This is a genomic window from Hymenobacter segetis, from assembly GCF_054776495.1.
In genome coordinates this window covers 1493597-1512117 of the sequence record NZ_BAAHBV010000002.1, presented here as the reverse complement: position 1 = coordinate 1512117, position 18521 = coordinate 1493597, and the positions used below count along the sequence as shown (strand labels likewise).

The following is an 18521-nucleotide window of genomic DNA, read 5'->3' as shown; positions in this document are numbered from 1 at the left end:
AACCTGCCGGAAGTCGACTGTTCAGCTGGAAACTGCGTATGCGGGGCTCTCTTTCTCTTCGCGCTATGCTTCGTTTCGGTACGCTTTGCTTGTTTTTAACGGTGTTGATGCACCCGGCCGTCGCACAGCAGGGCGTTAAAAATGACACGATTAAAGTTGATAAACATCAATTTAACCTGTTCAATCCTACGCCGCGCAAATACATGCGCCCCATGGTGCCCGACCGCCCCGGCATCACCGAAAGCCCGTATTCGGTCGATGCGGGCCATTTTCAGTACGAAACTGATGCCCTGCGCCTGCTCACGCGCCGCGAGGGCACGGCCTACGGGCACGACTGGTACATCAACCACGCCCTAGCCAAAATCGGCCTCACCGACCGGACGGATTTACAAGTAGGCCTCGATTCCTACACCGATACCCGCAACTACGATGATGCCGACCCCGGCCAGACGGCCGTTTTTCGCGGCCTCGGCGACCTGAATCTGCGCCTGAAGCACACGCTGGTGGGCGACGACAATAGCCGTTGGGCCCTGGGTCTGATTGGCTACGTGACCCTGCCCACCGGCGGCCCGCGCGGCGATGGAGCCGTGGAATACGGAGCCGTGCTGCCCGTGGTGTACCAACTCAACAAGCCCTGGAGCATTGGCGGGCAGGTGGCCACGCAGGTGTACTGGGACCGCGAAACCCACTCGCATTACCTGCAGCTCACGCCCACGTTCACCACTGATTATCAGTTCACCAAGCTCATTCAGGTATTTGCGGAGTTGGTGGGCTACCGCGACGTGCGCCAGTCCTCATGGCTGAGCTCCATCAACACCGGGGCGCAGCTCGACGTGAGCGACAACGTGCAGCTCGATTTTGGCACCCACCTGCCCATCACCAATTCCGTGGACCGCGAATATTTCATCGGCATGAGCTTCCGGCGCTAAGGCGCGCGCCCTGCTAACCGTCCTTCCCGTACCTTTGCCCCGTCAAGGTGCCAGACCCCAATCGCGGGGCGCGGCTGAAAAGGGAATCCGGTTCAATGCCGGAGCTGTCCCCGCAACTGTACGCTTCACATCGGGGCGGGCCACGAATGCCACTGTTTGCTGATTGATTTTCAATCGACTAAATGGGAAGGCGGCCCGCTCGGCGAAGCAAGCCAGGAGACCTGCCCGGACATTCACAGGTTCAGCATTCGCGGAGGACGAATGGAGAAAGAGAACAGGGGCCGGTTTCGGCAGGCCCACTTTACAACTGTTTTTCGGCCTCGGTCTGGCGCTGGTTTTCTTTAATTTGAAGGCGACTGACGGTAGATTTTGAATCGAATTTTCTTTTGGAAAATTTGATTCGGATGCAGCTTTTTTTATCGTTCAGGCGTGTTTTCCCGTTGCCGGGCTTGCTGCTGCTGAGCCATTTGGCGGCAGCGCAGATAGCGCCTGCCCCAGCCGGGACCAGCCTGACGGACGTAGTGCATCCGCTGTCCGATGTGCAGGTGCGTGCCAGCCGACCCGCCCGGTTTGCCGTCGGCAGCCGCCGGCTTTTGGTTGATTCCACCACGCTCAGCCAGCAGCGCGGCGGCACGCTGGCCGACGTGCTGGCCGCCCGCAACTCCATCTATTTCAAGACCTACGGGCCGGGCCAGCTCACCACCATCACCATCCGGGGCACGGCATCGCGCCACACGGCCGTCCTCTGGAACGGGTTCAACATCAGCGTGCCCTCTTTGGGTGAATCCGATTTTGCCACCCTGCCCGCCAGCGCCAGCAGCCGGGTAGAAGTGCAGTTGGGGCCGGGCGGCGCGGCCTTTGGCAGCGGCGCGGTGGGCGGGGCGGTGCTGCTGTCGTCGCCCCTGCGCTGGGGCCGTAAGGGCTGGGCCAGTGCCCAGGCCGATGCGGGTAGCTTTGGCCTGTGGGGCGGCAGTGTGGAAGCCGGTTTCAGCAACGGGCGGGTGGCCGCGCAGGTAACGGCTTCGGCCCGCACCGCGCAAAACGATTTTGCCTACGCGGAGCTCGGCACCGGTCGCACCCGGCGGCTGGTAAATGCCGCCCTGCGCCACCAGTGGAGCGTGGCCGAAGACCTGGGCTGGCGGGTGGGCACATCCGGCGAAGTGCTGGCCTCCGTCTGGCTGACCGATACGGAGCGGGAAATTCAGCCCAGCCTGGGCACGGCCAACCGCCACGCCATGCAGCGCGACCGCAACCGCCGCGTGCTGCTGGGCTACCGCCACACCATCTCGGCCCGCCAGAGCTGGGCCGTGCGCGGGGTTTGGTTCGACGACGGCCTTGATTATTGGGACGATGACCTTAGCAGCCCGTCGCGGGTGTACACCACCCAGGCGCAGGCCGAATACACCGCCCAGCTAACCAGCCAGCTCGGCCTGCACGCCGGGCTGGAAACCCAGCGTTTCGACGCCCGCATTTCCGACTACGGCCGCAACCTGAGCGAGTACCGTAGCGCCGGTTTCCTGCTGGCCCGCTACGACCCTTTTGCCCGCCTGCACCTCAGCGCCCAGCTGCGTCAGGCCCTGCTGCCGGGGCAGCGCCCGCCCTTGCTGCCCGCCCTGGGGGCCGAGTGGGCCCTGCTGGAGCGCCCGGCCCATCACCTCACTGCCAAGGCCAGCGCGGCCCGCAGCTACCGCGCCCCCACCCTCAACGAGCGCTACTGGAGCCCCGGCGGCAACCCCAACCTGCTGCCCGAAAGCGGCGAAGGCTACGAAGCCGGCCTGGCCTACAAAGGGCAGCCCGCCCAGCCCTCGCCAGTGCAGTGGGAGGCCGAAGTCACCGCCTACCGCCAAACGGTGAAAAACTGGATACAGTGGCTGCCCGCCGCCGAATACGCCGGCAGCTACTCGCCCCAGAACCTGCGCCAGGTACGCACCCAGGGTCTCGAAACCAGCGCCGAAATCCGCTGGCGGCGGCCCATCCACGGCATGCGGGTGCGGGCGGCCTACACCTTCACCCAGGCCCGCAAGCTGGAAGGCTACGCGCAGGACCCCGACCCCGTGGGCGTGCAGCTGCCCTACGTGCCCCTGCACGCCGCCACCCTCAGCACCGACCATACCTGGCGGGGCTGGCAGGCCGGGGCCGCGTTGCAGCTCACCGGCTACCGCTACACTACCGCCGATGCCCAGGAGTTTCTGCCGTCTTACCTGCTGCTCAATGCCAACCTGGGCTATACGTTTCGGCCCGTTTCGGCGTGGGCCTTCACGCTGCTGCTGCAAGGGACCAACCTCACCAACCAGGCCTACCAAAGCTATGCTTACCGCCTCATGCCGCCCCGCGCCGGGCAACTCAGCCTGCGCGTAGCCTGGCGGTAAGCGGCCAGGCCCGGCGGGCAACTCAACGTGTCATTTTCAATTAAACCACCTTTTATACGCTTCATGTTTTCCCTCAAAAAACTATCCCTGCTGGCTTTGTCCGGCAGCCTGCTCCTCACCGCCTGCGACCCCAAAAAGGATGACCCCAAGGTCGAGTTGCCCAGCCCCAGCGAGCGGGTGTACGTGGTGAACGAAGGCAACTTCCCCAGTCCCGACGGCGATATCAGTCTGTTCAACACCACTACCAAGACGGTAACCAGCACCGGCCTCTATAAAAGCGTCAACCAAGGCGATTTAGGCTCCAACCCGCAGTCGATGACCATTATCGGTACGAAGGCATACCTGGCCGTGACGGCCAGCGACTCGCTGAACATCGTCAACCTCACCGATTTCCGGCACACGGCGGGCATTCACCTGAAGCAGCCGCGCTATGCGGTGGCGGTATCAGCTACTAAAGCCTACGTGACGCAGTGGAACGGCTATGTAGCCAATGGCACCGTGAGCATTGTGGACCTGGCCACCAATCGCATCACGGGCACCATCAGCACGGGGCTGGGGGTACAGCCTGAGGAAATTCTGCTGGGCAAAAACGGCCTGGTGTACGTGGCTAACAGCAGCAGTAACTTCCTCACCGTCATCAACCCGGCCACTGATGCGGTGCAGGCGCCCATCGCCACGCCCGACGGCCCGAAAGGCATTGTGCAGGACAATGCCGGCAACATATGGGTGCTTTGCGGCCAGTACGTCGACCCCAACGACCACATCATCCGCTTCAATCCGGCCACCCCAGCCACCCAGGTGAACATTGCCGTGCCCAGCAACTACTCCAACGGCAACCTGCGCCTGAACCCCGCCGGCGACAAAGTATTCGTGTCGTTGGGCGGTGACAGCAAGGTGGCCGCCGGCATCTACGAGCTGCCCCTGACGGCAACCACGTTGCCCGCCACGCCGCTCATTCGCCGTAATTTCTACGGCCTGGGCATCGATAAAGACAATGTTATTTACGGTGGTGCCTCCCGTGGGGCTTCCAACGGCTACGCATCGCGCTACACCAGCACCGGCACCAAAATCGACTCTTTCCAGGTCGGGAAATACCCCAACGGCTTCGTGTTCAACTAGATTTTCCACCTCCTCTTTCTGCAAAACAAGGAAAAGGCCCGCCCCGGAAGGAGCGGGCCTTTTTTGTGGGCCTTGATTTGACGCTGAATGGCTAAAAGCTAGTCGGCGATGCCGTCGTGGTTGCGGTCTTTGGCGTCGCCGGCGGCTTTGTAAAGGTCTTTGCCCGTCACGCGGCGCGTGGTGTCGCGGGTGAGGCCGGCGGTGGCCGAGTCGCCGTTGGCGGTGCCGTCGGTGCCGGCGGCGGGGCCTTTTTTGGTGTAGCCGCGCTCCACGTTGGTGTCGCCGTCTTTGGTGCCCGAGCTGCAGGCGCTAAACGTGGCGGTGAGGGCGCAGGCCACGGCAAGCGGGCGGAGGAAGTTTTTCAGAGACATGAAAGAGCGAAGGTGAGGGGGTAAATAATAAGCGATGCCGCAAGGTAGAAAAATAACCCGCCCGCACGCAACCCGAACCACCGGGCGCGGGTACGGTTGTACCGACGAGGACCGGCCGAAGGTTGCCCAAAGCTGCGCGTTCCCACTTCATTTTTCTTATTTGCCTGATGTTTAACCCGCTTTCCGTTTCCTCGGCGGCTACTGCGCTCGTGCCGACCTACACTTACCCCGAGTTCCGGGAGCTGATGACTACGCTGGCCGCCGAAAACCGCACCACCGGTCCCGAGCAGCTGCCGGGCCTCATCCGCTACACCGCCCAGAACCAGGCGCACCTAGATACCGCCTATGCCCGGCCCTTGCTGGCCGCGCTGGTCGAAAAGCTCCGGCAGCTGCCCCGCCCCGAGCGCTGGCTGGTGCTGGGCGAAACCTGGTGCGGCGATACCGCGCACACCTTGCCCATTCTGGCCCACCTGGCCGATGAAAGCCACGACCATGTCACGCTGCACGTCGCGCTGCGCTCCGAGCATCCCGAGCTGATGGCCACCCACCAGACCGACGGCAAAAACAGCATCCCCAAGCTCATTCGCTACGATGCGGCTACCGGTGCCGAACTGGGCACCTGGGGCCCGCGCCCGGCCGAGGCCCAGCTGCTGAGCCACCAGCTGCACGCCGATAAAACTTTGCATACCAACCAGGTAGTAAAGGGCATGAATATGTGGTACGAGGCCGATAATGGCCAGTCGGTGCAGCACGAGCTGCTGGCGCTGTTGGGCTAAGATTGGGGTTGAATCAAATTTTCCCCTATTTTCACCTTCCCAATTCCGAATTATATGCCCTTGCCGCTGCGCCTTCGCCTTCAAAAACACGTTGCTGCCTGGCCCTGGCGGCGGGTGGGCGTGCTGGCCGGCGTCAGCCTGTTGCTGGCACTAATGCTGGTGGGTTATTTGTTTGGCGTAAGTGACCATTTCTTTGGTCGACTTTTTTTTGCGTTTCTCGTATTGGTCTGGCTGCTGGCCGTTACGTTCCTCGCCGTGGTGCCCTTCGTGACCTGGGCCACCGCGCATTGGTTCGGGCGCGGATGGGCCGAAGTCTCGACGCCGGCCCCACGGCCCCGCCGGGCGGCCCCCGGCGCGTCAGCAGCGCGTTCTATTTCTCCACCGGCTGCCTCGCGGCGGCCCCAAACACGTTAAAGCCATTGAAAACTAACCTACTGCACATCAAAAATATGGTGTGCCCCCGGTGCGTAGAAGCCGTGCACAACCTGTTGGAGCGCGCTGGTTACAGCCCCAAAGCCGTAACGCTGGGCGTGGCCGAGCTCGACGAGAATACCCCCGCCGACCCCGAAGAACTGGCCCCGCTGCTGCACGCCGCCGGCTTCGAGCTGCTGCGCGGCCGCGCCGAGCAGCTCACCGAACAAATCAAAGGCACCCTGGCCGAATACCTGGAGCACCTGCGCACGGCGCGCTCGCCGCTCACCACCTCGGCTTTCCTCACGGACCGGTTTGCGGCCACCTACTCGCACCTGAGCAAGGTGTTTTCGCGCACCGCCCACCTCACCATCGAGAAATACCTCATCCGCCTCAAAATTGAGCGCGTGAAGGAAATGCTCAGCTACGGCGAGCTGACCCTGAACCAGATTGCCGACCAGATGCGCTACAGCTCGGGCCAGCACCTGAGCAACCAGTTCCGCCAGGTGACGGGCTACTCCGTGAGCGAGTTCCGCCGCCTGATGCTGCCCGAACGCATGTCGCTCGACGCGCTGGCGTAAGGCACCATCTTTCAATACCAAAAAAGGCGGCTTCCCACTCGGGAGCCGCCTTTTTTAATTAGGTTTGCCAGGTCAATTATTTCCTGCTTTTTCGATGTTGCTCGCTATTCTGCTGCCCGGCTTTTCCATGATGGTCAACGGCCATTTGCTGAAGGGGATTCTCTGTTTCGTGCTTCAGATAACGCTGATTGGCTGGATTCCGGCGGCTATCTGGGGCGTGGCGTCGCGTAGCCAGGATTTGGCCGAAAAGCGCCACCGCGAAACCCTGGAAGTGCTGCGCGCCCGCCGCTAGCGGGGCACTGCCCCGGGCCGCTGGCCGGCGTAGAAGCGGGCGGCGCGCAGGGCAATGGGCAGCCCGATGCACAGCATGAGAATCACCAGTCCGATGGCAGCCGGCTCCGGCTTGAGGGGCGGGGCCGCCACCCGCGAGCTGGGCAGCACCACCAGGTTCATTATCAGCCAAACCACCAGCCCATAGCCCAGGCCGGCCAGCACCGGATACCGCAGCAGCACCGGCAGCCGCGGGCTCAGCCAATACAAAAACACGGCAAACGCCACCGCAATGCCGTAGTGGGCCACCAAACCCAGCACGGCCGTGCCCGCGCCGCCCGCAAACGCCGCCTGCCCCACCAGCCCGCTGGCCACAAAATGCAGCACATTGACCGGGGACTTGTGCGTCGTCAGCACGTATTGGGTGCAGGCGGCGATGATGTCGAGCGTGCCCGCCAGCAACCCGGTAACGAGGGCCGCGCGGAGCCAGCCGGCGGGGCGCTCGGCGGCGATGGGGGAGGGAGAGGTTTCCATGCAGTAAAATAAGGATTTTGGCCGAAAGTCTTACGCCACTCGGCCCTCCGGCCGCCAGCCCCGACCTTTGCCGGAAATGAACCCCGGCCGGCCGCGCCGGGTTAGTCTCCACTGTGCCGAACCACTCTCCCCGCATCTTGCTCCTGACGCCGCCGCTCACGCAGCTCAACACCCCGTACCCGGCCACGGCCTACATTAAGGGCTTTCTGGGCGGGCGCGGGTATGACGTGACCCAGGCCGATATGGGCTTGCAGCTGGTGCTGCGGCTGTTTTCGGAAGCGGGTTTGCGGCGGGTTTTTCAGGAAGTTGAAGCCGGAAATTTTGAGCTGAGCGACAACGCCAAGCGGATGCTGCGCCTCCAAAACCGCTACCTGGCCACCATCACCCCGGTCATCCGCTTCCTCCAAAACAAAGATTTAACGCTGGCCCCGCGCATCTGCCACGGCCGTTTCCTACCCGAAGCCAGCCGCTTCGACAACGTGGCCGACCTCGAAACGGCCTTCGGCACCATGGGCCTCACCGACCAGGCCCGCCACCTGGCCACGCTCTACCTCGAAGACCTCGCCGACCTCATCAAGGAAACCGTGGGGCCGCACTTCGGCTTCTCGCGCTACGCCGAAAAGCTGGCCCTCTCCGCCACCAGCTTCGAGCCCCTGCACCAGGAACTGGAAGCCGCGCCGAATTTGCTGGATAGAATGCTGCTGGAGGAGCTGGAGCCCCTTTTGGCGCGGGTGCAGCCGGATGTGGTGGGCTTCACCGTGCCCTTCCCCGGCAACCTCTACGGCGCGTTGCGGCTGGCCAAACACATCAAGCAAATCAGCCCCGAAACCGTGACCATCATGGGCGGCGGCTACCCCAATACCGAACTGCGCGACATCAAAGAGCCCCGCTTTTTTGATTACATCGACTTCCTGACGCTGGATGATGGCGAGGGGCCGTGGTTGCGCCTGCTGGACTTGTTCGCCGCGCAATCGCTGCCTTCGATGGAGAAATTGCAGCCTCCCCCGACACTATTGCAGCCCGCATCAGGACAGGTAATGCCTCCCCCGATGCTAATGCAGCCCGCATTAGGGCAAGTAGTGCCTCCCCCGGCACTATCGCAGCCCGTCTTAGAGCAAGTAATGCCTTCCCTAGTGGTATTGCAGCCCGCGTTAGGGCAAGTAATGCCTCCCCCAGCCATATTGTTGCCTTCCTTAGCGCGATTGCGGCCTTACTTGGGGGCTGATGTGACCGAACTGCCTCTACAACGCACCTTCCTGCGCGACGAGGCGGGCCGGATTCACTACCTCAACCAGCCCTTCCCCGATGTGCCGCACGCCGAAGTGGGCACGCCCGACTACTCCGACCTCCCCCTCACCGATTACCTCTCGGTGCTGGAAGTGCTGAACCCCATGCACCGCCTCTGGAGCGATGGCCGCTGGAACAAGCTCACCGTGGCCCACGGCTGCTACTGGAAGCGCTGCTCGTTCTGCGACGTGACGCTGGACTATATCAGCCGGTACGAAACGGCCCCCAGCACGCTCCTGGTGGATAGAATCGAGCAAATCATCAACCAAACCGGCCAGACCGGCTTCCATTTCGTGGACGAGGCCGCCCCGCCGCTGGCCCTGCGCGACCTTGCCATCGAGCTGCTGAAGCGCCGCGTGGCCATCACCTGGTGGGGCAATATCCGGTTCGAAAAAACCTTCTCGCCCGACCTCTGCCGGCTGCTGGCCGCCTCGGGCTGCATCGCTATTTCGGGCGGGCTGGAAGTGGCTTCGGATAGGCTGTTGGCGTTGATGGAAAAGGGCGTGACCATCGCCCAAGTAGCGCGCGTCACGGACGGTTTTACCCAAGCCGGCATCATGGTGCATGCTTATCTGATGTACGGCTTCCCCACCCAAACCGCCCAGGAAACGGTGGACAGCCTCGAAGTGGTGCGCCAGCTTTTCGCGGCCGGCGTGGTGCAGAGCGGCTATTGGCACCGCTTTTCGATGACCGCGCACTCGCCCGTGGGCAAGAATCCGGCGAAGTATCAGGTGGCGGCCATCGGCCCGGAGCCCGCCGGCTTTGCCTGGAACGACCTCTGGCACGACGACCCGCTGGGCACCGACCACGAAGCCTTCGGCCCCGGCCTGGCCAAGTCGCTCTACAACTACCTGCACGGCGTGGCCCTCGATGAGCCCCTGGCCCGTTGGTTCGATTTCAAAACCCCGAAATCGACCACCCCGCGCCACCTCATCCAGCAAGCCCTGCAAGCCCCCGATAAGCCCGACTTCGCCCGCCAGAACCAACGCCTGTTCTGGCTCGGCAACGCCCCTGAAATCCGTATTGAATCGGGTAAAAAGGCCCCACGCGCCGTGCTCACCTGCTACGAGCAGGCCGAGGATTTCGAGGTGAAAACCACCGAAGCCGCCGGCCGCTGGCTGCACCAACTCCTCACCCAGCTCAGCCAGGATTTCGACACCAAAGTGCTACTGAAAGACGCCGCCGCCAGCTTTCCGAAATCGGAAGGCTCATTCGAGGCGTTCCTGCAAAGCCCGTCCTGGACCTTGCTGCGCGAGAAGAGCCTGCTGCTGCTGTAAAGAAACGGAACAGCCCGTCATGCTTCGACAAGCTCAGTATGACGTCTGGGGTATCGTTCAACTACCAACGACGTCCTGCTACTTCCCTTGTAGCCACTCCACCACGTCGGCGGGCAGCCCCGGCCCAAAGGCAGCGCTGCCCGGCAGCAGCAAATCGGGGCCGGTGGTGCGGTACACGCGCACGGCCGCGCCGCGCCGCCCGCCTAGCGCGTTGCGCAAAGCGACGGCGCGGGTAGTGGCCCCCGCGCCGCCGTACAGGCCCAGCAAGGGCATTTTGCGGTTGCGCAGCTCCCGAAACGCGGCGCGGGCGTTGGCATCCACCGCCGGGTTTTGGGCGATGAAAAAGGCCGCTCGGGGTGCGCCCGGGCCGGTCAGCAACGAAGCCAGGGCCGTCGCCCGGCCTCCCGCCGCCCACGCCCCGATATTGGCCGTGTCGGCCCCGGCGGTGCCGCGCAGCAGGCGCAGGGCGGCTTGTAGGCGCGGCGTTTCATCCGCAGCCGTGGCCGAATCGGCGGGCGGGAGTAGCAGCACAATCAGGCCTTCGCGGGCCAGCGCATCGGCCCAGATAGCGGCGGTGGGGGCCGTTTCGGCATCGGGCAGCAGGGCTAGCGCCGCGCCGGGCGTGCCCGTATCAGCCGGCGCAAACAGCCAGGCCGAGCCCGTGGTCTGCGGCACTTCCTCGGTGCGGTAGGTACTGGGCGTGGGCGCGCCCCGCTTCACCAGAATGGTGGTGGCTTTGGTGGAATCCAAGGTGAGGGTACCGCGCCAAAAGTCTCCGTCCAGCGTCAGGGCCAGGGTTTGGCCGGGGCGGGCGGGCCGCGTCAGGCGCAGCTGATTGTTGCTGAAAACGATGGTGTCGGCCACGAAGCTGAGCGTGCCGGGGGCCGTGAATTCGGCTTCGTAGTGGCCGGGGCTGGGGTGGCGAATGTCGAGCGTGGCCCGGGCTTCGGGCTGTCCGGCGGCGCTGAGGCTGCCTTCGTAATGGCCGACTGGTGGCGTGGCGGCTTCGGCAGTTTGCTCGTGCTTGGTCTGACAGGCCGTCAATAGAATGCCCAGGCACACGCCCAGCAAAGCGCCACTTTTGCGAAGGAAATGGCTGCTCATCGGACGCGTCGGGACTGACATAGGCATTCGGTAAAAGTAGGCGCTTTAGCGGCCGGCCATGCCCTTGCGCAAAATCAGGTCCGTCTGCACGTCCTGCCCCAGCCGGAACTCGTGCTGGCCCACTTCGCGAAAGCCAAATCGCTGGTAGAAGGCCCGGGCCTTGTCGTTTTTCTCCCACACGCCCAGCACCACAGCCGTGCAGTGCAGCTGCTCGGCCAGGGCCAGGATGCCACGCATCAGGGCCGCGCCCAAGCCGGTGCCCTGCCAGTCATCGCGCACATACAGGCGCTCAATTTCAAGGCGGCCGGCCTCGTCCTGGCCTTCGGGCAGGCCCAAGGCCGAATTATCGCGCAGCTTGGCATAACCCACCAGCTCGTTCTGCATATGCGCCAGCAAAAACGTGTTTTCGCGGTCCTGCAATTCGGCCATTTGAATATCCGGTCCGAAATTTTCGGCCAGATACGCGGCCATATCCGCCGGTGTATTGGTGGCGGCGAAGGTTTCCTGAAAAGTTTGACGGCCCAAATTGGCCAGTTGGGCGGCGGTGGCGGTATTGGCCTTGGCCAGCGAGATGCGCAGAGGAGATGACATGGCGCAAAGGTCGCGTTGCCGCCGCAGATTTAAAGGATTTCGTCGGCGTTGGGGTTCCGATAGGTGCTGGTGCCGCGCCGCATCCGCAGGCCCCAACGCATCAGCAAGCCGCTGGCCAGCAGGCCCACTAGGTTCACTGATAGCATCAATGCCGAGGGGCTGTCCGGGCTGCCCGCATTCCAGGAATAGGCCCCCACAGCTACTTTTAGCAACAAACCAATGCCCAAAAGCGCGCCGCTAAATATCAGCAGCAGGCCAACGAGGCGTTGGGTAGCAGGAGGGAGGGGAGGAGTTGCCATATCAGTCGTGCATACGATGCTCGCAAAGGTGAGGTTGGCCGTTTGCTTTTCGTTCGTTGTCGTTTCGGTTCTTTAGCGTAATTTCGGGCCACCAAACATCTCCGCGAGAGTAGCTCAGTTGGTAGAGCATCAGCTTCCCAAGCTGAGGGTCGCGAGTTCGAACCTCGTTTCTCGCTCATTACAGAACAGCCATTTAGCTTCGTTGCTAGGTGGCTGTTTTGCTTCAAACGCTCCTCTCCGTGAACTGCTAATCTAGTCGCATTGCTGATTCTACAGGTGGCCCGAATAGGGGTCTGCTGCGTGTGCCGAGTTTAAGAAACTCGTCTATCATTCAAAGTTTACGAAACTGCGTTAGGAGATGAGTTTCTTAAACTCGACTTCATGAAGATTGGCTACGCCCGCGTTTCCACCCGTAACCAGAACTTAGCATTGCAGCTCGACTCCCTGACCCAGGCTTGGTGCGAGCTCATCTACTAGGAAAAAGCCTCCGGCGCGCTGGCCGCCCAGGTCGAACTTGACAAGCTCTTGCTGCAGGTGTGCCCGGGCGAAACGGTCTACATCTACAAGCTCGCCCGGCTGGGCCGTTCGCTCAAGCATCTGCTCGACCTAGTGGCTGACCTGCAGCGCCGGGACATTGGCTTGATTTCGCTGACCGATGCCATCAACACGGCCTCCGCCCAAGGGTGGCTCGTGCTCAACCTGTTTGCCTCATTGGCCGAGTGCGAGCGCGAACTCATCCGCGACCGCTACCCCCTGTTGCAGGAACCGGACGTGGTCAAAGCCATGGTTATCCGCTCGGTGCATGCCTCGATGGCGCTGGAGAGCCAGGCCGTATCCCTGGCCCCCCGCCTCGCGTCCTTGTATGTGCAAACTGTGCCGGCACCTTTCCCGCAGCCATGAGTGCCGCCCGGGAACAGCAGAGCGTGGCGTGGGAGGAATCCCGGCGGGAGGGTTTTTTGCAACTTTATCGCACACGAATATTTCCGGGTTGACTTAGCAAGGCGGTGGCAAATTCCACAAGACATTATTCCGGGCCTGCAACTGGTTTTGGAGGACTTATTCACCGACCGTAACCGCCAATTTGGCCCCGCTGCCCGTGTATAAGTCCCTCGTCAAACCCTTCCTCTTCAACCTAGATGCCGAGCGTGCCCACCACCTCGTTTTCGATAATCTGCGCCGGGCGGCGCGGGTGCCGGGCACGCCAGCGCTGCTACGGGCGCTGTATGATTTCCAGTACCCCAGTCTGGCGCGCGAGGTTTTCGGGTTGAAATTTCCGAACCCGGTAGGACTGGCGGCGGGGTTTGACAAGAACGCGGCACTGACGGATGAACTGGCCACGCTGGGCTTCGGCTTCGTGGAAATCGGGACGGTGACACCCCGGCCGCAGCCCGGCAATCCCACGCCGCGCCTGTTTCGGCTGCCGCAGGACGAGGCACTGGTGAACCGCATGGGCTTCAACAACGACGGGGCGGCCGTGGTGGCGGCGCGGCTGGCCCGGCGGCGCAACCGCCGGCTCATCATTGGTGGCAACATTGGGAAAAACAAGGACACCCCCAACGAGCGCGCTGCCGAGGACTACGTGGCCGGTTTCGAGGCCCTGGTCGAGGAGGTCGACTACTTCGTGGTGAACGTGAGTTCGCCCAACACGCCCAACCTGCGCCAGCTTCAGGAGAAAAAGCCGCTGATTGAGTTACTCCAACAGGTGCAGGCCCGCAACCAGGCCCGCGCCATACCTCGCCCGCTGCTGCTCAAAATTGCGCCCGACCTGACGGATTCGCAGCTCGATGACATTCTGGAAATTGCCCGCAAAACCAAGCTGAGCGGGCTGGTGGCTACAAATACCACCATCAGCCGCGATAAACTCAGCACCGAGCCGGGCTACGTGGCCTCGCTAGGCGCGGGCTGCCTGAGCGGCAAACCACTGCGGTCGCGGGCTACCGAAGTCATCCGCTACCTGCACCGGAAATCCGACGGCGGGCTGCCGATTATTGGCGCGGGCGGCATTCATTCGGCGGCCGATGCGTAGGAGAAGCTGGCGGCGGGCGCTTCGCTCATTCAGCTTTATACCGGCTTTATCTATGAATGGCCGGCGCTGGTGAGCCGGATAAATCGGAGCCTGGTGCAGGGCTAATGCGCTGTGCCCGCCCGCGCTGGTGCCAATAGCGGGTAAGCAACCCGGGTTCGACCAAACCAGACCACCTCGATACTAATTGGCCCGCCAGCTGATGCAGCGGAATAAAGAGCTAAAGTTAAGATAGATGGTGCTTGCCAAGCAATTGACTACGCGAGCCATCTTTTTTTTAATGGCGAAAAGAATGACCAGAAGCGCGTCGTTTAGCCTGTTATGCCAAAAATAAAATTTGAGAAAAGCGGTGCGAAATAAAGTTAACCTTACCGATGAATGGCCGGGCGTAACAATGCCGTATTTTTGCATCATGCTTCAACCCAAAAACCTGTTGATGAAGCGCGGGACCCTGCTCGGCCGGGAACCGCGAGTAGACCGAGAGGTCTTCTCTGCTATCGGTTATTCCGATTTTGCCTTTGGTATTTCCGTTGTTATTTCTGGGTGTTGCCCCGCCACCGTTTCGGATTCCGAAACGGTTTTTTTATGTCCAATGAGTTGGGCGTTGTTAAACAAATAGGGTAAAACCTCCGACTCACAAGTACTGACCACGTACTTCTTTTTCCCAACTCCGGTATGGCACGTAAAGACCTGCTCGACATCGCATCCCTGCACCGTGAGGAAATCGAGTTCCTGCTCGACCAATCCACGTCCTTTAAAAAACTGTTCACCCGCTCGGTGAAAAAAATTCCTGCCCTAGAGGGCAAGTCCGTGCTCATGCTGTTCTACGAGGCCAGCACCCGAACGCACTCCTCCTTCGAGGTCGCGGCCAAACGCCTCTCGGCGGAAGTCACGAATTTCGACGTCGCCCACTCCTCTATCACCAAGGGCGAGTCGGTACGCGAGACAATTGAGACACTCCAGGCCATGCGGACCGACTACATCGTCGTCCGCCATAGTCATCCCGGCCTGCCCGGCATGATTGCCCGCCAAACCACGGCATCGGTTATCAATGCCGGCGACGGGGCGCACGAGCACCCCACCCAAGCCCTGCTGGATGCCTTCACCATCAAGGAAAAGTTTCCCGACCCCCGGGGCAAAAAAGTCCTCATCATCGGCGACATTCTCCACTCGCGCGTCGCACGCTCCACCAGCACGCTGCTGCAAAAGCTGGGCATTGAGGTGGCGTATCTCGGGCCGGGCTCACTGGTGCCCAAGTACGTCCCGGAAAGCATCCGTCGCTTCACCGATTACGAGGCGGCCATGGCCTGGGCGCCCGATGTGGTGTACCTGCTCCGCGTGCAGATGGAACGCCAGGACGTGCAGTTTTTCCCCAGCGTGCGCGAGTACCACCGGGTTTATGGCATCACTAACGACCGGCTGGCCGAAATCAGCGACAAGGGACTTTACATCATGCACCCCGGCCCCGTGAACCGGGGGGTGGAGCTGTGCGACGCCGTGATGGACTACGAGCGCAGCCTCATCACCAACCAAGTTGAAAACGGCATTTCCGTTCGCATGGCCGTACTCGACTGGCTCACCCCGGGCGGGGAATTTCCGCGGCAAGAAGCGTATGCCGCACCGCAGCGAGCCAGCTCAACGGTAATTATACCCTAAATACCGGACGCGACGGCTAGTTCAGCCCGTTTATTTTCTTTTTCAATAGCCAGAACACCCACAATCCCTTGCCGGTTTACAGTACTCCTCCATCCATGCTTCTCCTTCAAAACGCCCGCATCGCCTCCGAAAATTCATCCGTGCTTGTTGAGAGCGATGTCCTGATTGTCGAAGGAAGAATTCAGGCAATTGGTGAAAGCCTGGCCATTCCCGAAGGTGCCCGCGTCATCGACGCGCATGGTCGCGTTCTGATGCCCGGTATGTTTGATGCCCACGTCCATTTCCGCGCCCCCGGCTTTGAGAACAAGGAAACCATCACCACGGGTAGCGAAGCGGCCATTAATGGCGGTATTACCGGCGTGGTAATGATGCCCAATACCCGCCCGGCCCTCGACTCGGCCACCGCCATTGCCACCGTGCTGGAAAATGCCAAGCACCGGTCGCGCATTCCGGTGTACACTTCCGGCTGCGTCACCAAGAACCGCGAGGGCAAGGAACTGGCCGAAATCGAGGGCATGCGCGGCCTTGGGGTGAAGATGCTGACCGACGACGGGGACACCACGGCCGACCCGGCGGTGCTGCTGCGGGCGATGCAGTACGCCACCGAGTTTGGGATGTTTTTCGCCAGCCATTGCGAGGTGTCGGAGTTGGCCGGGCCGCGCGCCCTCAACGAAGGGGTGATGAGCTACCGGCTCGGCATCAAGGGTTCGCCGGCGTGCGCGGAAGAAATCATTATCGACCGCGACATCCGCCTGGCCCACGCGGCGGGCGCGCACGTGCACATCCAACACGTGTCCAGCAAGCTTGGCATGGAAACCATCCGTTGGTGGAAATCGCGTGGCGACGTGAAGGTGACGGCGGAAGTGATGCCGCACCACCTGCTGTTCACCGACGAGCACATCGGCGACTACGACACGAACTATAAGATGAACCCACCGCTGCGGACGCAGGCCGATTGTGATGCGCTGCTGGAAGGGCTCAAGGAAGGCATCTTCGACATCATTGCCACGGACCACGCGCCGCACACGCCGTTTGAGAAAGCCCAGGATTTCATCAGCGCGCCCAACGGCATCACCGGCCTGGATACGGCCCTTGTTTCGCTCCATCACTACTTCGTCGGGCCCGGAAAATTCGGGTGGGACCTGGTGGTGAAGCGCTATTCGGCGGAGCCCCGCCGCCTGATGGGCCTGCCGGTAGCCGCCATCGAAGTCGGCCAGCCAGCCAATTGCGTTTTGTTCGATACCGAAGCGGAAACGACCTTCACGAAGGAATTCATGAAATCCAAATCCCAGAACACGCCCTTCATCGACCAGACGCTGAAAGGCCGGGTGGACCTGGTGATTTTAGGTGCGGAAATCCTGCTGGAGCGCTGATAGCTAGTTGAGCCCGGACCTGTATTTTTCAGGATTCGGTTTCCTTTAGTGGCCGAGAACTAAAACCGAAGGTTTTAGTGGACCTTCGCTCCAAGGAGCCGTCGTAGACAATTGTGTTACAGGCGTTCAATAGTTCTGCAACAGCCACGACCCTTTGGGTGAACGGGCTTAGGAAGATGTTCTAGAACCGACCCGTTTGGCCAGGTAGCTTTCGAGCGCCATCGGGCTCTGTCCACCCTTCAAGGTTTCCAAGGGAAACACCAAGCGGCGACGTCCCACCCGAATGGCTAAAATGTCGGTCACCCGCAGGGCCTGCCAAATCGCCGCCAGGCCAATGGCCCCGGGAAAGAAGGGAGTGGCCAGGGTCTGCACATAAAAATGGCCCCGCCCGTAGGTTAAGAACAGGTATAAGCGGTAGGCGGTAAAGGCGGAAAAGCCAAGGCAGCACAGGCCCACGAGCAAGAGTAACGCCCAATGCTGCACGGATTTCCCCCGGGTGACCGTGGCCTCGGTCAGGTCCGCATACGCCACGTGCTCGAAGGCAAAGCGACTGCGCAGCCGGTGCAGGCCCTGCTCATCGAGGCCAAATTCGGGGGTTTCAAACGCGTATGCGGCCGTAGGTTCCTTACCTCTTTGGCAGAAGCCAACGATGGTCACCCAAAAGTATGTCCGCGCAAACTCACCGGTCCGCGAGTCTGCCAAATTAAAATCCGCCTTTGGCAATTCGGACTGTTTAGGTAGTCGCCAGTACATATAGCAGCTGCATGGCAACGGGCAACACCCGCTCGGCTTGGGCTTGGGTTGCCGGCCAGTCTCGGTCCTCAGGGGTGCCCAAGCGCAAGTCTTCCAGCGCGGCGTGGGCCCGCTCGGTGAGCGCGTCGGGCAGCCGGGGCGAGGCCAGGTACGTGGTGAGCAATTCCGCTGCGCCGCGGCGGGCCGTTTCAGCCAAGGACCAGTCGTTGGCCTGGCTGCCATCGGCGCGTTTGAGGTGGGCCAGGCACGCGCCCAGGAACAGGCGCTCTTCGGTGGGGTGGACGGGCAGGGCGTTGGACATGGGAGCTGTACGTAGATTGACCAAGCGCAGCACGAATCAGCATTCTCCCCCTTACTTTTAACGCGATTACCGTCCGGTGCCGGTTCTTTGCCGCATGACTCCTTATTCCCTTTCCCAGAAGTACGACACGTTAGCGGGCGCGACCTTGGTACTCAGCTTTGTGCTCAACCGCGTCTTTGATGCCCTGACCCACCGCGGGGTCTTCGCCGACGGCCCCGCAGCGTACAAGCTGGGCATGTTCCTGGCGTTGCTCGCCATCCTGGCGTACTACTACTGCATCGGCCAGGGGCGCCGCTGGGCGCAGTGGCTGTTTTTGGGGCTGGTGGTGGTCGGCATCCCCGTGGTTTTGCTGGGGTTTCGGCCAGAGCTCGGCCCGGTGGGCTATGCTCCCGTCCACGTGCTGGCCTACGTTCTCAAGTACGCCGGGCAAGGCATCGGAGCCTTCTTCATCGTCCTTAGTCTGCGGCAGGCCAAGGACCAACGCTGAACACTCCTCA

Annotated in this window: 19 protein-coding genes, 1 tRNA gene, 2 pseudogenes and 1 riboswitch; of the genes and pseudogenes, 15 read left to right on the top strand and 7 right to left on the bottom strand. The window is 61.9% G+C overall.

Annotated elements, in window-relative coordinates:
* Positions 1–65 precede the first annotated feature (65 nt).
* The 3 genes from ACYU70_RS16750 (at position 66) to ACYU70_RS16740 (ending at position 4417) form a co-directional block, all read left to right on the top strand.
* Positions 66–929, top strand: a complete 864-nt coding sequence (locus ACYU70_RS16750) for a transporter (protein WP_342298468.1) — start codon at positions 66–68, stop codon at positions 927–929.
* A 28-nt stretch (positions 930–957) separates the two neighbouring features.
* A riboswitch (cobalamin riboswitch) is annotated at positions 958–1172 on the top strand.
* 161 nt (positions 1173–1333) lie between these two features.
* On the top strand, positions 1334–3298 hold the full coding sequence (locus tag ACYU70_RS16745; protein ID WP_342298470.1) for a TonB-dependent receptor: 1965 nt from the start codon (positions 1334–1336) through the stop codon (positions 3296–3298).
* Between the two features lie 63 nt (positions 3299–3361).
* Positions 3362–4417: a DUF5074 domain-containing protein gene (locus ACYU70_RS16740; protein ID WP_342298471.1), complete on the top strand. Its 1056-nt coding sequence runs from the start codon at positions 3362–3364 to the stop codon at positions 4415–4417.
* A 98-nt stretch (positions 4418–4515) separates the two neighbouring features.
* Here the strand turns inward: ACYU70_RS16740 and ACYU70_RS16735 are convergent, their stop codons facing one another.
* Positions 4516–4788 carry a hypothetical protein gene (locus ACYU70_RS16735; protein ID WP_342298473.1) on the bottom strand — a complete coding sequence of 91 codons (273 nt, stop codon included), beginning with the start codon at positions 4786–4788 and terminating at the stop codon, positions 4516–4518.
* 167 nt (positions 4789–4955) lie between these two features.
* Between ACYU70_RS16735 and ACYU70_RS16730 the strand changes: the two genes are divergently transcribed.
* The 4 genes from ACYU70_RS16730 (at position 4956) to ACYU70_RS16715 (ending at position 6848) form a co-directional block, all read left to right on the top strand.
* Positions 4956–5564: a thioredoxin family protein gene (locus ACYU70_RS16730; RefSeq protein ID WP_342298475.1), complete on the top strand. Its 609-nt coding sequence runs from the start codon at positions 4956–4958 to the stop codon at positions 5562–5564.
* A gap of 54 nt (positions 5565–5618) precedes the next feature.
* Complete coding sequence (locus tag ACYU70_RS16725; RefSeq protein WP_342298477.1) at positions 5619–5978, top strand: hypothetical protein; 360 nt, start codon at positions 5619–5621, stop codon at positions 5976–5978.
* A gap of 5 nt (positions 5979–5983) precedes the next feature.
* On the top strand, positions 5984–6556 hold the full coding sequence (locus ACYU70_RS16720) for an AraC family transcriptional regulator (protein WP_342298479.1): 573 nt from the start codon (positions 5984–5986) through the stop codon (positions 6554–6556).
* Positions 6557–6650: 94 nt separating this feature from the next.
* Entirely contained in the window at positions 6651–6848 is a 198-nt protein-coding gene (locus ACYU70_RS16715) for a hypothetical protein (protein WP_342298481.1), read from the top strand.
* Here ACYU70_RS16715 and ACYU70_RS16710 read toward each other — a convergent pair.
* A complete protein-coding gene (locus tag ACYU70_RS16710) occupies positions 6845–7360 on the bottom strand; it encodes a DUF1440 domain-containing protein (RefSeq protein WP_342298483.1) in 516 nt (171 codons plus the stop codon). The genes ACYU70_RS16715 and ACYU70_RS16710 overlap by 4 nt on opposite strands.
* Before the next feature lie 137 nt (positions 7361–7497).
* Here ACYU70_RS16710 and ACYU70_RS16705 point away from each other — a divergent pair, with 137 nt between their 5' ends.
* A complete protein-coding gene (locus tag ACYU70_RS16705) occupies positions 7498–9924 on the top strand; it encodes a B12-binding domain-containing radical SAM protein (RefSeq protein ID WP_425293330.1) in 2427 nt (808 codons plus the stop codon).
* Positions 9925–10002: 78 nt separating this feature from the next.
* On the opposite strand, the gene ACYU70_RS16700 is transcribed toward ACYU70_RS16705, so the two are convergent.
* The 3 genes from ACYU70_RS16700 to ACYU70_RS16690 are packed head-to-tail and all read right to left on the bottom strand — an operon-like array spanning position 10003 to position 11918.
* Positions 10003–11049 carry a dienelactone hydrolase family protein gene (locus ACYU70_RS16700; protein WP_342298484.1) on the bottom strand — a complete coding sequence of 349 codons (1047 nt, stop codon included), beginning with the start codon at positions 11047–11049 and terminating at the stop codon, positions 10003–10005.
* A 24-nt stretch (positions 11050–11073) separates the two neighbouring features.
* Positions 11074–11619 carry a GNAT family N-acetyltransferase gene (locus ACYU70_RS16695; RefSeq protein WP_342298485.1) on the bottom strand — a complete coding sequence of 182 codons (546 nt, stop codon included), beginning with the start codon at positions 11617–11619 and terminating at the stop codon, positions 11074–11076.
* 29 nt (positions 11620–11648) lie between these two features.
* The gene (locus ACYU70_RS16690) at positions 11649–11918 is read right to left on the bottom strand and encodes a hypothetical protein (protein WP_342298487.1); all 270 of its coding nucleotides are present in this window, start codon (positions 11916–11918) and stop codon (positions 11649–11651) included.
* A 103-nt stretch (positions 11919–12021) separates the two neighbouring features.
* Between ACYU70_RS16690 and ACYU70_RS16685 the strand changes: the two genes are divergently transcribed.
* The 6 genes and pseudogenes from ACYU70_RS16685 (at position 12022) to ACYU70_RS16660 (ending at position 16970) form a co-directional block, all read left to right on the top strand.
* Positions 12022–12094, top strand: a tRNA-Gly gene (locus ACYU70_RS16685).
* Positions 12095–12410: 316 nt separating this feature from the next.
* Positions 12411–12818, top strand: a pseudogene (locus ACYU70_RS16680) (recombinase family protein); the annotation flags it as partial.
* 196 nt (positions 12819–13014) lie between these two features.
* Positions 13015–14049, top strand: a pseudogene (locus ACYU70_RS16675) (quinone-dependent dihydroorotate dehydrogenase).
* A 304-nt stretch (positions 14050–14353) separates the two neighbouring features.
* Positions 14354–14560 (top strand): hypothetical protein, encoded by a 207-nt coding sequence (locus tag ACYU70_RS16670; protein WP_342298489.1) that lies wholly within the window; start codon positions 14354–14356, stop codon positions 14558–14560.
* 56 nt (positions 14561–14616) lie between these two features.
* Positions 14617–15597 carry an aspartate carbamoyltransferase catalytic subunit gene (locus ACYU70_RS16665; protein ID WP_342298491.1) on the top strand — a complete coding sequence of 327 codons (981 nt, stop codon included), beginning with the start codon at positions 14617–14619 and terminating at the stop codon, positions 15595–15597.
* Between the two features lie 95 nt (positions 15598–15692).
* The gene (locus ACYU70_RS16660; protein WP_342298492.1) at positions 15693–16970 is read left to right on the top strand and encodes a dihydroorotase; all 1278 of its coding nucleotides are present in this window, start codon (positions 15693–15695) and stop codon (positions 16968–16970) included.
* Between the two features lie 168 nt (positions 16971–17138).
* On the opposite strand, the gene ACYU70_RS16655 is transcribed toward ACYU70_RS16660, so the two are convergent.
* On the bottom strand, positions 17139–17627 hold the full coding sequence (locus ACYU70_RS16655) for a hypothetical protein (RefSeq protein ID WP_342298494.1): 489 nt from the start codon (positions 17625–17627) through the stop codon (positions 17139–17141).
* Between the two features lie 76 nt (positions 17628–17703).
* The gene (locus ACYU70_RS16650) at positions 17704–18024 is read right to left on the bottom strand and encodes a hypothetical protein (protein WP_342298495.1); all 321 of its coding nucleotides are present in this window, start codon (positions 18022–18024) and stop codon (positions 17704–17706) included.
* Positions 18025–18118: 94 nt separating this feature from the next.
* Here ACYU70_RS16650 and ACYU70_RS16645 point away from each other — a divergent pair, with 94 nt between their 5' ends.
* Positions 18119–18511, top strand: coding sequence for a hypothetical protein (locus tag ACYU70_RS16645; protein ID WP_342298497.1), 393 nt, complete (start codon positions 18119–18121; stop codon positions 18509–18511).
* The last annotated feature ends 10 nt before the right edge of the window (positions 18512–18521 follow it).